A 14,903-nucleotide genomic window follows, 5' to 3' on the forward strand; every position below is an offset into this window, starting at 1 on the left:
ATCGACGATTTCAGCGGGCTGGCGGCAGGGGTCGGGCACGACGCCGCGTCGCGCCCGCCACGCCATCATGCGAGGCCCGTTTCATGGAAACAGACAGCTCGACGCCCCCCGCCGCGCCGGAAATCGCCATACAGAATTTCAACGGCCTGATCGACGACCGGTTCGTCACCTCCTGCCAGAACCGCATCCCCTTCTACTGGCCGTCGTACGCGGACCAGAACGTGGGCGACCAGGTCCTGCTGTTGGCCAACGGCACGTTGATCTTCTTCGGCACGCTCCCCGAAAGCGCGCTGAGCGGCAGGCCGACATTCACGGTCGACGGCAACGCCTTCGACTACACCGGCCGGTGCAATCTGCATTTTCAGATCGTCGACATCATGACGCACAACCCGGCCCTGTCCGATTCCCGCGTCTATACGGTGCAACGGAACGCCTATCCCGCTCCCGACGATCCAAAAGGCATCGCCCTGACCGCGCCCGTCATTTCTCCCTTGAAATACGACAAGAAGAGCTATGACGGCAAGCTCGCCCTGTCCGTCTCGATCGCCTATGAGGACATGAAGACCACCGACGCCGTGACGCTGAAGTTCGAACTGCGCAAGACGACCGCCAACTATCGAGGCCCCGTGCCGCTCTTCTACGACGTGCCGGACATCCCCGTTCCCATCGGCGCGAACGATGCGGCGGCGGGGAAAGTCACCGTGTCCCTGCCGGCCGGCATATTCCAGGGCGTGGACGAGAACATCGCCAGCGTCTATTACGTCGTGCGCAGCATGCCCGTCGATTCCAACGCCAGGTACCTGGACATGGAATCCCGCAGGAACCTGACATTCCAGGTGGACGTCGTCCCCCCGTACAGCGCTTGAACATGCATACGCGTCCCGGCGCCGTGTCCCGGACGCATGCATTGCTTACACAAAGTTGCCTGTCCGCCGCTTTATGAACGCGGCAGACTGCGGGCATCTTTCATCGCACCCGCACAACGGAAGACAGGATCATGCACAGGAAATTCTTTCGCCTGAAGGCCACCGCTTGCGCGCTGGGATCGTCATCCCTGATGTTCTGCGGTGCGGCGCAGGCCGTGCCGGACACCTGCTCGCCCACCTTGAACTCGGCGGCAAAAATGAGCACGGCCACGACGATCGTCACCACCGGGAACAAGACCGTGACGGGGAACGACGGCTGCAATACCTGGCAAGCCTCCAACGGGGGAACCGGTATCAGCGTCAAGGAAAATGGCGGGAAAGTCGGAAACGTGATCCTGGACGGCGGTGCAAGCCTGCTGGTCTCGGGCGTGAGCACCAGCGCCAGCGGCGATACGGGCGGCGTCGTCGCCGGTTTCGTCGAAGCGGGCGGCATCTATACACCGAACGGCGGCAGGGAGAGCCAGCAGGGCGGCAAGGGGACCATCACTATCCAGTCCGGCGCGCAGGTCGGGCGAGTGCTTCTCGGTCCGGACTCGATACTGCGCAACAGCAACATCGGCCCCCAGCAGGCTCAACTCGGCTCCGTCCAGACGACGGGCACCGTCACGCTGGACAATGTGCGCATGGCCTATTCGACGGCCACCAGCAGTTCCACCTACCTGCCCGACGTCGGCGTGATCTGGCAGCAGGGCGGCTCCGTAACCGTCACCAACTCGGAAATCTCCGGCGACAACGGCCTCGTGCTCGGCGTGGGCATCCTCGTCTCCAGGCCGCAACAGAACCCGCTCGTCACGCTGAACGTCGCCAACACGACGTTCGGCAACCTGGTGGACTCGGGCATATTCCTGCGGGAAGCCACGGGCTACGTCGACTACCAATTGACGCTCACCGGCAACACCGTCATGGCCGGCAAGGGGGGCGCGGGACTCGACATCAATCAATACAGCCTCGACATGTCGGGGAACGTCACCGCGCGCGGCAGCATCACGGCGACGGTCAGCGGCGGCACCTACGCCGGTCCGGCGGGCACGTTCATCGACGTGGACGGCCTCCATCCGGTCAACATCTCGTTCAAGGACAACGTCACGCTGCGCGGCCTCGGCGGGGGCACCCTGGAAGGCAGCGGCGCGGCCCTGTGGGTCGGCGGCAACGCCAACGTCAGCGTCGCCGACAGCACCCTGGACGGCGCCGCCAACGGACTGAAGATCACCTCGAACCGGACCGCCGCCGACGGCGCCACCATCACGCTGCTCAATACCGCCGTCACCAGCCACGACGACGCCGCCATCTACATCACCAACAACAAGGGCGAAACGCCCCGGCGCTCCACCCTCGGCATCGGCGCCGGCACGACGCTGGCCGGCGGCGACGGCAACATCCTCAAGATGGACAGCGGCGCCCTCTCCACCGTCATCGTCGACGGCAACGTCGGCGGCCGCAGCGGCAAGGTCGATCTCGCCGGCGATATCGCCGTCTCCGGCGCGGGCACCGACCTGCAACTGACCGTGGGCGACCGCGCCACGATCGCCGGCGGCCTGTCCGTCAGCGACCAGGCCACCACCACCGCCACCCTCTCCGGCGCCGGCGCCACGCTGGCCAACGGCCAGGGCGCGGCCGTCACGGTCGACAACGGCAGTGCCGCCATAGACCTGGCCAGCGGCGCCACCCTGGCCGGCAAGGACGGCCTGCTCGTCGACGTCAGGAATGCGGGGCAGGCCCAGGTCACGATGGAAGGCGGCGCGCGGACCGGCGACATGACCCGCTCCGCGGACGGCACGCTGAACGTCGCCTTGCTCAATGGCGCCACGTACACGGGCAGCGCGACGGCCAGTTCCATGGCCGTGAACGACGGCACCTGGGTCCTGGGCAATACCTTCGCCTCGTCCACCGACACGCTTTCCATGAAGGGCGGCATCGTCGACTTCAATGCCGGCGCCGGCGCCTACAAGACCCTCGCCGTGAATACGCTCTCCAACGCCGGCGGCACGTTCAAGATGGGCGTCGACTTCAACCCCGGCGGCGGCAACGACCTGCTGGCCGTCAAGGGCCAGGTCGACAACGCCAACCAACTGGCCGTGAACAACGGCGACCAAGGCATTCACCAGCCCCGCAACAACATTACCCTCGTCCAGACCGGCGGCGGCAACGGCCATTTCTCGTTGGCGGCGGGCGGCAAGGTCGACGCCGGGATCTATGTCTATTCCCTGCAGAAGACAGGCAACGATTGGCAACTGGTGCGCGACGGCTCGACGCCGACGGACCCCACCGATCCTACCGACCCGACCAATCCCACCGATCCGACCAACCCTACGAATCCGACGAATCCCACCAACCCGACCGATCCCACCCACCCGACGAATCCCACCGATCCCACCAACCCCGACAACGGCGGTCCGACCAAGCCCCCCGAGCCCAAGGACATGTCGCCGGCGGCCAAGACGGCGCTCAACCTCTCCAGTTCGCTGCCCTACGTGTTCTACGGAGAGATGGGCCTGCTGCGCCAGCGCCAGGGCGACCTGCGCCTGAACAAGGCCGGCAGCGGCGCCTGGGCGCGCAGCTTCTACAGCCACACCCAGATCGCCCAATCCGCCGCGCCCGGCTACGACCTGGACCAGTACGGCGGCGCCATCGGCACCGACAAGCGCCTGGTGCTGCAATCCGGCGATCTCTACGTCGGCGGCTTCGGCAGCTACAGCTACAACACCCTGGGCATCGCGGGCGGATCGACGGGCCGCGTCAACAGCTACGGCCTCGGCGGCTACGCCACCTGGGTGCGCGCCGACGGCTGGTACCTCGACGGCGTGCTCAAGGCAAACAACTTCGACAACGAAGCCCGCGTGATCGGCAGCAACGGCCAGCCGGCGCGCGGCAAATACAGCACGCCCGGCATCGGCGCGTCCGTGGAGGCCGGCAAGCACATCGACGTCGGCAACCGGGGCTTCATCGAACCCTATGCCCAGCTCGCCGCTTTCCACGCGCGCAGCGCGAGCAAGGACCTGGACAGCGGCTTCCGGATACGCACCGGGCCGACCAAATCCGTCCAGGCGCAGGTGGGCATGCTGGCGGGAACCGATATCGAGGTAGGCAAGGGATATGTGGTGCAGCCCTACATCAGGGGCGCCTTCATCCGCGAGTTCGTCAACAACAATAGCGTGACCTTGAACGGTACGCGCATCGTCGACGACCTCTCCGGCAACCGCATGCTCGCGGGCGCGGGCGTGGCCATGCAGCTCAAGCAGAATCTGCAGGTGCATCTCGACGTCGACTATACGACGGGCGGCCCCGTCGACAACGCGATGAACGTGAACCTGGGCGTGCGCTACGCCTTCTGATGCCATTGCGTTTCCGCCGCGACGGACGATCAGATTTTTCGGATATGGCTAACGGTAAATCCCGATAAGAATTCGGTTTTTACTTTCGGCACACGGCCTCGCCCATCGTCAAAACCAGGCGCGATGCGGTCTTCGAACGACCGCTCGCGCCGACGCACGGGGCCGCGCCACCATTCCCATGCCTATCGAATCCTTCCGTCTCAAGGCCGGCGCCTGCCTGCTCGGATCCTCATCCCTGATGTTCAGCGGCGCGGCATACGCAGCGCAGGACAACTGCTCCCCCCCGCTGGTCTCGGCGCCCAAAATGGACCAGTCCGATATCCTGGTCAACGGCACCAGGCACGTAAATACGAACCAGAGTTGCAGCGCCTTCGGTGTCAGCGGCAGCGAACTCGTCGTCGATGCCAACGGCGGCGTGGCCGGCAACGTCAAGCTCGACGCGAACGGCAGCCTGGTGATCAAGGGCGCGGCCAACCCCGGCGACACGGGAGGACAGGTCGCCGGTTACGTCGAAGCCGGCGAAACCTATACGTCGATAACCTCCCTCGCCTCCCCGGTCCCCCCGGGCACCACGGGTCCGAAGGGAGGTTCGGGAAAGGTCACGCTCGAATCCGGCGGGCAGATCGGTTTTGCGCTGATCGGGCCGCAGTCGACCCTGACGACCGTCAACACCAACGATCAGCAAGCGCGGATCGGCGTCCTGAAAACCGAGGGCGACGTCACGCTGGACAATGTGCGCATAGACTACGCCCTCAGGCCTGTCAGCACGATCGACAGCAACAAGCAGCAGGGCGTGCTCTGGGTGCAAGGCGGCAATACCTCCATCACCAATTCGGAGATTTCCGGCGACAACGCCATGGTGACGGGCGTGGCCTTCCTCGTTTCCCTGCCGCAACAGAACCTGCTCACCACGTTGACCGTCGCCAACACGACGTTCGACAACCTGGCGGACTCGGGCATATTCCTGCGGGAAGCCACGGGCTACGCCGATTACCAGATGACGCTCACCGACAACACCGTCATGGCCGGCAAGGGGGGCGCCGCGCTCGACATCAATCAACGCAGCTTCGACATATCGGGGAACGTCACCGCGCGCGGCAGCATCGCGGCGACGGTCAGCGGCGGCACCTACACCGGTCCGGCGGGCGCGTTCATCGACGTGGACGGCGTCCACCCGGTCGACATCTCGTTCAAGGACAACGTCACGCTGCGCGGCCTCGGCGGGGGCACCCTGGAAGGCAGCGGCGCGGCCCTGTGGGTCGGCGGCAACGCCAACGTCAGCGTCGCCGACAGCACCCTGGACGGCGCCGCCAACGGACTGAAGATCACCTCGAACCGGACCGCCGCCGACGGCGCCACCATCACGCTGCTCAATACCGCCGTCACCAGCCACGACGACGCCGCCATCTACATCACCAACAACAAGGGCGAAACGCCCCGGCGCTCCACCCTCGGCATCGGCGCCGGCACGACGCTGGCCGGCGGCGACGGCAACATCCTCAAGATGGACAGCGGCGCCCTCTCCACCGTCATCGTCGACGGCAACGTCGGCGGCCGCAGCGGCAAGGTCGATCTCGCCGGCGATATCGCCGTCTCCGGCGCGGGCACCGACCTGCAACTGACCGTGGGCGACCGCGCCACGATCGCCGGCGGCCTGTCCGTCAGCGACCAGGCCACCACCACCGCCACCCTCTCCGGCGCCGGCGCCACGCTGGCCAACGGCCAGGGCGCGGCCGTCACGGTCGACAACGGCAGTGCCGCCATAGACCTGGCCAGCGGCGCCACCCTGGCCGGCAAGGACGGCCTGCTCGTCGACGTCAGGAATGCGGGGCAGGCCCAGGTCACGATGGAAGGCGGCGCGCGGACCGGCGACATGACCCGCTCCGCGGACGGCACGCTGAACGTCGCCTTGCTCAATGGCGCCACGTACACGGGCAGCGCGACGGCCAGTTCCATGGCCGTGAACGACGGCACCTGGGTCCTGGGCAATACCTTCGCCTCGTCCACCGACACGCTTTCCATGAAGGGCGGCATCGTCGACTTCAATGCCGGCGCCGGCGCCTACAAGACCCTCGCCGTGAATACGCTCTCCAACGCCGGCGGCACGTTCAAGATGGGCGTCGACTTCAATCCCGGCGGCGGCAACGACCTGCTGGTGGTCAAGGGCCAGGTCGACGACGACAACCGCGTGCACATCAACGCCCAGGACCAGGGCGTGGCGGCTCCCCGCGACCACATCACGATGGTCGAGTCCGGCGGCGGCAGCGGACAATTCGCCCTCGTGGACGGCGAGCAGGTCGACGCGGGCATCTACGTCTATACCCTCAAGCGCGTGGGCGACAACTGGGAACTGGTGCGCAACGACATCGACCCCGATCCGACGAAGCCCGTCGATCCGACGCATCCGGACGATCCCACGCATGACGATCCTACCCACCCCGACGACCCCACGCATCCCGACGATCCCACGCATGACGATCCGACACATCCCGATGCCCACCACCTGTCGCCCGCGGCCAAGACCTCGCTGAACGTCGCCAGCGCGATGCCCTTCGAGTTCTACGGCGAGATGGACACCCTGCGCCAGCGCCAGGGCGACCTGCGCCTGAACAAGACGGACAGCGGCGCATGGGTGCGCAGCTTCAGCAACTTCAGCGAGATCGGCCAGGCATCGGCGCCGGGCTACAGCCTGAACCAGTACGGCGGCGCCTTCGGCGCGGACAAGCGCTTCATCCGGCCCTCGGGCGACCTCTACGTCGGCGGCTTCGGTTCATACAGCTACAACACCATCGGCGTGGAAGGCGGCTCGTCCGGGCGCAGCAACAGCTATGGCCTGGGCGGCTATGCCACCTGGATGCGCAACGACGGCTGGTACGTGGACGGCATACTCAAGGCCAATAGCGTCGGGAACGACCTGCGCGTGGTCGGCAGCAACGGCACGCCCGCCCGCGGCCGCTACGACACGCCCGCCTATGGCGGCTCCCTGGAAGCGGGCAAGCACGTCGACGTCGGCAAGAAGGGCTTCGTCGAACCCTATGGCGAAGTGGAAGGCTTCGTCGCGCCGAGCGCCAACGACAAGCTGGACAGCGGCTTCAGGATCCACAACGGCGCGACCAAGTCCATGCAGGGCGAGATCGGCGTCGTGGGCGGCGGCAACTTCGAACTGGGCCGCGGCTACGAAATGCAGCCCTACGTCAAGGGCGCCGTGGTCCGCGAATTCGTCAACGACAACAGCGTCACGCTCAACGGCACCCGCTTCAAGAACGACATGTCGGGCAATCACCTGCTGGTCGGCGCCGGCGTCGTCGTGCAGCTCAAGCAGAACCTGCAGGCCCATGCGGACGTCGACTACACCAGCGGCGGCCCCATCAAGCACACCACCGACGTGAACATCGGCGTGCGCTACGTGTTCTGAGGGAGAGCTTGCCATGTCGAACCGATTCAAGCGGCGCGAGCTCGCCTTGCTGCTTTCCCTGCTCGGCGCGGGCGCGGCCTGCGCGGCGCCCGAGGCCCATGCCGCGACCCAATGTCCGGGAAACCAGAGCCAATTCTCCGCCGACGCGCTGGATGCGTCCAAGGTGCCGGCCACTCGCCGGGCGGCCGGCGGCCACACCGTGAACGTGAACGCCGGCCGGGATTGCGATACTTTCCTCGCCAACGGCGGCCAGTTGAACGTCCAGGCAGGCGGCGCCACCGGCAATATCCTCACCCAGCAGGACGGCCAGGTCGTCGTGCAGGACGGCGGCACGGTCAACGGCATCATCGCGGCCGGCAATACCATGCAGCCGGCCGCGGGCTCGCCCCCGGCGGCCTATGGCCAGCGCGGCGACGTCATGCTGCAGCCGCACGCCACCGTGGCGGGCATCCTCATAGGCGAAGACTCGACCCTGACCGCCGACGGCGCCGACGTCGGCTGGATCAAGTCGGCCGGCACGACCACGCTGAACGACGTGCAGATCGAACCCAGCGCCTACGCCCTGGGCACGCCGGGGCTGCAATACGACGCCGGCCTGGAGGTCAACGGCGGCACGACCTCGGTCAGCGATAGCGTCGTCTACATGCTGACCGACGCCATGGACGATCCGCATGCCACCGGCATCGCCGTCCATGGCGACAACGCCTACGCCGGCGGTCAGCAGATAGACGTGCATATCCTCGGCACCAGCGTCACGTCCGGCACCGCGCTGAGCATCGCGCGCGACGGCGCCGCGCCCGACGAGGCGTACGACGTCGAACTGAAGGACTCCCGGTTCCTCGGCGAGGGGCCCGCGGGCGGTCCCAGCGGCACGGGCGCCTATGTGTCGGTGACGGGCGGGACGCAAGCGGTTGCCATCGTCTCCGAAAAGAACGTCTTCGAAGGATCGAGCGGCCTGCAGTTCATCGCGTCGGACGGGAACACCCGCTTCACGGACACGGGCAGCAGGTTTTCGGGGGACAACGCGCAAACCACGCAGAACCCCTACGGCGCCGGCACCGGCATCTATGCGGCGGGCAACGGCCAACTGGCGTTGAGCGGCTCGACCGTGCGCGGCAAAAACGACGGCATACAACTGGACACCCTGGCCGGCGGCGACGGCGCCACCTTGTCCCTGACCGACGGCGCGCACGTCCAGGGCACGGGCGGCGCGGCCCTGCACATCGTCAACCACGGCGGCAATGCCGACGCGGTCGCGCACGTCCTGATCGCATCCGGGTCGACGCTGGACACGGCCCAGGGCAACGGCGACATCATCCAGGCCGACGGCGGCGGCAAGGCGGACGTCACCGCCGACGCCGTCGCCCTGAACGGCAACATCGCGGCGGCGGACACGAACACGGCGCTCGACGTCTACGCGCGCAACGGCGCGTCCCTTGCCGGCGCCTTCAGCGCCGCCGGCGGCGCGACCCTGGGCATGGGCGCCGCCGACGCCCGCTTGAACGGAACCGTCGAGGCCGGCGGCGCGGGCACGCACGCCATCGTCCAGCTCGATGCCGGCGGCGTCCTCGACGGCGGCGTGGCCCTGAGCGGCAAGGCCCAGGGCACGGTGAGCGTCGCCGGCGCCGGTTCACTGCTCTCGCGCGCGGACGGGGCCGCGGTCGAGGTGGACGACAGCGACGCGACGATAGCCGTGCGCGACGGCGGCCGCCTGCAAGGCCGGGACGGCATGCTGGTGAACGTCGCCGACGGCGGCAGCGCCCAGGTGCTGCTGGCCGATACGACGCAGCAGGGCGACATGGCGGCCTCCGCCGACAGCAGGCTGGACCTCACGCTGGCGGGCAGCGCGGTGCTCGACGGCAACGTGTCCGGGAAAAACGGCAGCGTGGTCCTGCGGGACCACGCCCGGCTCAACGGCGACGTCGGCAGCCCCGCCGTGGTCGTGGCGGACGCCGCCACCCTGAACGGCGACCTGGACGGCGGCTCGCTCACCCTGGCGGGCGACGGAACCTGGGAGCTGGGCGGCGCGCCCACGGAGAACCTGGACACGCTGGTGATGAACGGCGGCGACGTCGACTTCAATTCCGGCGCGGGCGGCTTCAAGACCCTGAAGGCGGCCTCGCTGGGCGGCGCCGGCGGCACGCTCTCCATGGACGTCGACTTCAACCCGGGCGGCGGCAACGACCTGCTCCAGGTCGATACCGTCGACGGCGCGCACGGCCTGCGCGTGAACGCCGACCAGGGCGTGGCGCATCCCCGCAACGACATCACCCTGGTCCAGGCCGGCGGCGGCGCCGGCAGCTTCCGGCTGGTGGGCGACGGCAAGACCGACGCCGGCATCTACGTCTACGAGGTCAGGCAGAACGGCGGCCAGTGGCAGTTGGTGCAGACCGGGACCGTGTCGCCAACGGATCCGACGGATCCCACGAATCCCACCGATCCCGTTAATCCCGATAACCCTGCCAATCCCGTTAACCCCGTCAACCCGGCCGACCCGCGGAACGATCCCATCCCCAAGCCCAGGGACCTGTCTCCCGCGGCCAAGACGGCGTTGAGCATGGCCTCGTCCCTGCCCTATGCCTTCTACGGCGAGCTCGACACGCTGCGCCAGCGCGAGGGCGACCTGCGCATGAACAAGGCCGGCAGCGGCGCGTGGGTGCGCAGCTTCGCCAACAGCAACAAGATGGCCCAGTCGACGGCGCCGGCCTATCGCCTCGACCAGTACGGCGGCGCCTTCGGCGCGGACCGGCGCTTCGCGCTGTCTTCCGGCGGCGATGTCTATGCCGGCGGCTTCGGCAGCTACAGCTACGACACCTCCGCCATCGACGGCGGCTCCACCGGCCGCGTCAACAGCGTCGGCGTGGGCGCCTATGCCACCTGGCTGTCGCAAGGCGGCTGGTACGTGGACGGCGCCCTGAAGGCCAACAGCTTCGGCAACGAATTGCGCGTGGTCGGCAGCGACGGCGCCCGCAGCCGCGGCAAGTACGACAGGCCGGGCTACGGCGGCTCGGTCGAAGCCGGCCGGCACTTCGACCTGTCCGGCAAGGGCTACGTCGAACCCTACACCCAGATCGCCGCCTTCCAGGCCGGCAGCGCCGGCAAGACGCTGGACAGCGGCTTCCGGATCCACGACGCGCCGACCCGCTCCGTGCGCGGGCAGCTCGGCTTCCAGGCCGGCGCCGCCTTCGCCACGGACAAGGGCTATCTGATACAGCCTTATGTGAAGGCCGCCGTACTGCGCGAGTTCGTCAACAGCAATCGCGTCAGCCTCAACGGCGCCACGCTTTCGGACAACCTGAACGGCAACCGCGCGCTGGTGGGGATGGGCCTGCAGGCGCAGTTCAAGCGGAACCTGCAGGTGTATGCCGACGTCGACTACACCAGCGGCGGGCCCGTCGATCACAGCGTCGACGGCGACCTCGGCCTGCGCTACGTGTTCTGAAGGCGGCGGCTTTCCACCTTGCGGGCGGCCACGCTAACCGGGAGGCGGCGCCGAGGATTTCTGCACGGGGGCCGGTCCCACGCCGCGCAGCAGGAAGCGGCGGTAGACCGGCCCCTTGCCCTGGTCGATCACCACGGCGCCGCCGACGTTCATGCGCGGCTCGGCCTTGCAGGACGGGTCCAGCAGCCACAGGGCGGGCACGCTGCCGCGCGGCGGCACGTCTTCCCATTGCGCGGGCACGAAGCCGGCGGCCATGGGGATGTTGAGCGCATCGATGCGCGTGCATAAACCGGCGAAGGATTGGGAGGCCAGGAAAGCCGCGCGCAGCGGCGTGCTTCCCTCGTTGCTCACCAGCACCTGGATGGCGACGCGGTCCAGGTTGCGCTGCCAGCCCAGGACGGTGATGCGGACGGGATGCTCCAGCGCGGCGTGGCGCGGCCACGTCAGGTCGGCGGGCGCCTCGCCCGCCAGCACCTGGGCCGAGGTGTCGGCCAGCCACAGCGCGCCGCCGCGCCATTGCCCCAGCGCGAGGCCGTCGCAACCGCCGGCATTGGCCACCACGCGGCGCGCCTGCGCCGCCGTCATGAGGAGAGGCGGTTCGCGCGCGGCCAACGCGCGCCAGGCGGCCCGCGCGGAGACCTTCAGGCGCGTGCGCGCGATGTTCTCCAGTTGCGTCGCGCGCGCGTCCTCGCGGCCGAAACGCGGGCAGACCGCGGCCACCTTGTCCAGCATGTCCAGCCCGGTGATGGCCTGGTTCAACACGAAATTGCCGGCGGCGGGCGGCAGGGCGGCGCGCGCGGCCTGCCCCTTGTTCGGCGCCGGGTCCGCGGCCCGCGCCGGCGAGGAAGAAAGGATGGCGATGGCAGCCGTGGCCGCCATTACCGTAGCCATTACCGTGGCCCTTGCCGTGGCCATCCGCGTGGCCGCGCGGGCCGCGAACCGCGCGCGCATGTGGGTCGCAACGATGAACGGCATGGTGCGCGCGCCCATCAACCCGACTTGTCTTCGCTGAGATCGAACAGTATGGTGGCGTCCAGCTCCAGCACGCTTTCGCCGTGCTGGTTCAGCACCACCCAGGTCCAGGACGTGATGCCGAGATCCGGCCGCGAGGAGGACGTCCGCACGGCCTGCACGCGGGCCTCCAGGCGCAACTGGTCGCCGGGCCGGACGGGAACCCGCCAGCGCACCTCGCCCAGCCCGGGCGAGCCGAAGGATTCGGAATCGTGGAGCGCGGCGTCGACGGCCATGCGCATGGCCAGCGCGCAGGTATGCCAGCCGCTCGCGATGAGGCCGCCCCAGCGGCCTTCCGCGGCGCGGGCCGGATCGGCGTGGAACCATTGCGGATCGTACTGGCGGGCGAAGGCCAGGATCTCGGCCTCCGTCACGGTGACCGGTCCTCCCTTGATCACCATGCCCTGCTTGAACTCGGCGAACTTCATCGTGCGTCATCCCCTGGCAGCAGCCGCGCCAATCCGGCGCGGCTGCTCCTAGGATAGATCAAAGTCGCGCCGGGGGTATTCAGCGGATCGGCCAGGGGTACATCGCCCCGCCCTGGCTCCACAGGGCGTTGGTGCCGCGCGCCAGGCCCAGCTTGCTCTGCTTGCCGACGTTGCGCTCGAAGATTTCGCCGTAATTGCCCACCGCCTTGATGGCGTTGTAGGCCCATTTCTCATCCACGCCCATGTTCTTGCCCGCGCCCGGCGTCACGCCGAGGATGCGCTGGATGTTGGGATTGGGACTCTTGAGCATCTGGTCGACGTTCTTCTGCGTGATGCCGTATTCCTCCGCCTCCATCAGGGCGAACAGCGTCCAGCGCACCACGTCCAGCCACTGGTCGTCGCCCTGCCGCACCATCAGGCCCAGCGGCTCCTTGGAGAAGCGTTCGGGCAGGATTTCATAGTCGTCCGGCTTGGCCAGTTGCGTGGCGCGCACGGCGGCCAGTTGCGAGGCATCGTCGGTGAACGCGTCGCAGCGGCCCGATTCGAAGGCGCGCACGACTTCGGTGACCTTGTCGATGACCACCGGCGTGAACTTGATGCCGTTGGTGCGGAACCAGTCGGCCAGGTTCAGCTCCGTCGTGGTGCCCGGCTGCACGCAGATCGTGGCGCCGTCCAGCTCCTTGGCGCTTTTCACGTTCAGCGACTTGCGCACCAGGATGCCCTGGCCGTCGTAGAAGCTGGCCGCCACGGCCGCCAGGCCCAGCGAGGTATCGCGCGTCTGCGTCAGCGTGACGGTGCGCATCAGCACGTCGACCTCGCCGGACTGCAGCGCGGTGAAGCGCTGCTGCGTCGACAGCGCGGTGCCCTTGAACTTGGAGGCGTCGCCGAACATCGCCGCGGCGACCGCGCGGCAGATGTCCACGTCCATGCCTTCCCATTCGCCCTTGCTGTTGGTGGCGCTGAAGCCCGACACGCCGTCGCTGAGACCGCATTGCACATAGCCCTTGCTCTTGACCGCGTCGAATACCGGCCCCGCCGCAGCGCTGGCCGAAGCAAGGGCCAGCGCTGCGGCGGCGGCCAGAACGGACAAGTGTTTCTTCATGAGGTGTCTCCCGGATTGCGTGCCTTGCCTGAACGGATGGTTCAAGCAGGAATGGTTGAAACGCACGGGGTCCAGGCGGATGGCGTGGACCGGCGACGGCCCGCGCGGCGACGGTGCGTCGGCGCGGGCCAGCACGCAAACTTAGGCCAGCCGGGGCCGGCCGGCAATTAGGTACAACACTAGTCGCCGGGGGCGTGTCCTCAGGCCGGCCGGAAGGCCGCGGCGGCGCGGCCGATGCGGTCGTTGACGGCGTCCCACTCCGGCGTGCGCGGCGGCGCCTCGACCAGGATCTTCGTATAGCCCCGGCCATCCAGTTCGCGCATCAGGGAATAGATCGCATGGGCGTATTGCGCCGGATCGGCGGAGACCGGCTGCCAGGTCAACGCGGGGTCCATCTCCAGGGGACGAGGGGTGTAGCCGATCACCACGCAGCGGCTGCCGGCGGGCAGTCCCACCCCCACCACCAGCGCCTCCAGGGTCGCCCTGTCCACCAGCTCCAGCGGCGTGCTCGGCGCGTAGTGCGCCTTGAGCGTGCCGGACGCGCGCGGCGCGGCGGCGTCGGGCGCGTCCGGCAACCGGCCCAGCACGCGCGCGATGTCCTCCGGCCGGATATGGCCGGGCCGCAGCAAGACGGGCCCCACGCCCTCTTGCAGGCGCGACAGGTCGAGGATGGTCGATTCGATGCCGACCTCGGCGGGGCCGCCCTGCAACACGGGCATGCCGGCGGCGACCTGCTCGGGAAACTCCGCCAGCACGTGCTCGGCGCGCGTGGGCGACACGTGGCCGAAACGGTTGGCCGACGGACCGGCCACGCCGCCATGCCCGCCCTTGAGCGCGGCAAAGACGCGCAGCAGGCGCTGCGCCACGGGATGCGCGGGGCAGCGCACGCCGACGCTGTCCTGCCCGCCGCTGACCGCCGCGTCGACGTGCGGCGCGCGCTTGAGGATCAGCGTCAACGGCCCCGGCCAGAAGGCATCGATCAAGGCGCGCGCCTGCGCCGGAACGTCGCGCGTCCAATAGTCGAGGTCCGCTTCCGGCGCGACGTGGACGATGACGGGATGATTCGAGGGCCGGCCCTTGGCGGCGTAGATGCGCGCCACCGCCCGCGGGTCTTCCGCGTCGGCGCCCAGGCCGTAGACGGTCTCGGTCGGGAAGGCGACCAGGCCGCCGCGCAGCAGCACCTGGGCGGCGTGCTCGATGTCCTGGTCGCTGGCGGCGCGGGCCTGGCTCATGTTCGCGTCCCCGCC

General features: G+C 68.5%; 8 protein-coding genes. 4 read left to right on the forward strand and 4 right to left on the reverse strand.

Annotation, left to right across the window (positions count from 1 at the left end; genetic code table 11):
- Positions 1 to 83 precede the first annotated feature (83 nt).
- The 4 genes from CAL29_RS25750 to CAL29_RS25765 all read left to right on the forward strand — a co-directional run bounded on the left by CAL29_RS25750 (position 84) and on the right by CAL29_RS25765 (position 11,115).
- Positions 84 to 866, forward strand: coding sequence for a hypothetical protein (locus tag CAL29_RS25750; protein ID WP_094855761.1), 783 nt, complete (start codon positions 84 to 86; stop codon positions 864 to 866).
- A gap of 131 nt (positions 867 to 997) precedes the next feature.
- The gene (locus CAL29_RS25755; RefSeq protein WP_094855762.1) at positions 998 to 4,258 is read left to right on the forward strand and encodes an autotransporter outer membrane beta-barrel domain-containing protein; all 3,261 of its coding nucleotides are present in this window, start codon (positions 998 to 1,000) and stop codon (positions 4,256 to 4,258) included.
- Positions 4,259 to 4,436: 178 nt separating this feature from the next.
- Positions 4,437 to 7,673 carry an autotransporter outer membrane beta-barrel domain-containing protein gene (locus CAL29_RS25760; RefSeq protein ID WP_094855763.1) on the forward strand — a complete coding sequence of 1,079 codons (3,237 nt, stop codon included), beginning with the start codon at positions 4,437 to 4,439 and terminating at the stop codon, positions 7,671 to 7,673.
- 13 nt (positions 7,674 to 7,686) lie between these two features.
- Complete coding sequence (locus CAL29_RS25765) at positions 7,687 to 11,115, forward strand: autotransporter outer membrane beta-barrel domain-containing protein (RefSeq protein WP_094855764.1); 3,429 nt, start codon at positions 7,687 to 7,689, stop codon at positions 11,113 to 11,115.
- A gap of 33 nt (positions 11,116 to 11,148) precedes the next feature.
- Here CAL29_RS25765 and CAL29_RS25770 read toward each other — a convergent pair whose 3' ends face one another.
- The 4 genes from CAL29_RS25770 to CAL29_RS25785 form a co-directional block, all read right to left on the reverse strand.
- Positions 11,149 to 11,994, reverse strand: a complete 846-nt coding sequence (locus tag CAL29_RS25770) for a hypothetical protein (RefSeq protein WP_094855765.1) — start codon at positions 11,992 to 11,994, stop codon at positions 11,149 to 11,151.
- Between the two features lie 110 nt (positions 11,995 to 12,104).
- On the reverse strand, positions 12,105 to 12,554 hold the full coding sequence (locus tag CAL29_RS25775) for a MaoC family dehydratase (RefSeq protein ID WP_094855766.1): 450 nt from the start codon (positions 12,552 to 12,554) through the stop codon (positions 12,105 to 12,107).
- A 79-nt stretch (positions 12,555 to 12,633) separates the two neighbouring features.
- The gene (locus CAL29_RS25780; protein ID WP_094855767.1) at positions 12,634 to 13,656 is read right to left on the reverse strand and encodes an amino acid ABC transporter substrate-binding protein; all 1,023 of its coding nucleotides are present in this window, start codon (positions 13,654 to 13,656) and stop codon (positions 12,634 to 12,636) included.
- Positions 13,657 to 13,856: 200 nt separating this feature from the next.
- Positions 13,857 to 14,888, reverse strand: coding sequence for an L-threonylcarbamoyladenylate synthase (locus CAL29_RS25785; protein WP_094855768.1), 1,032 nt, complete (start codon positions 14,886 to 14,888; stop codon positions 13,857 to 13,859).
- Positions 14,889 to 14,903 lie beyond the last annotated feature (15 nt).

It is taken from the genome of Bordetella genomosp. 10 (genome assembly GCF_002261225.1).
In the GTDB taxonomy this organism is placed as follows: domain Bacteria; phylum Pseudomonadota; class Gammaproteobacteria; order Burkholderiales; family Burkholderiaceae_B; genus Bordetella_C.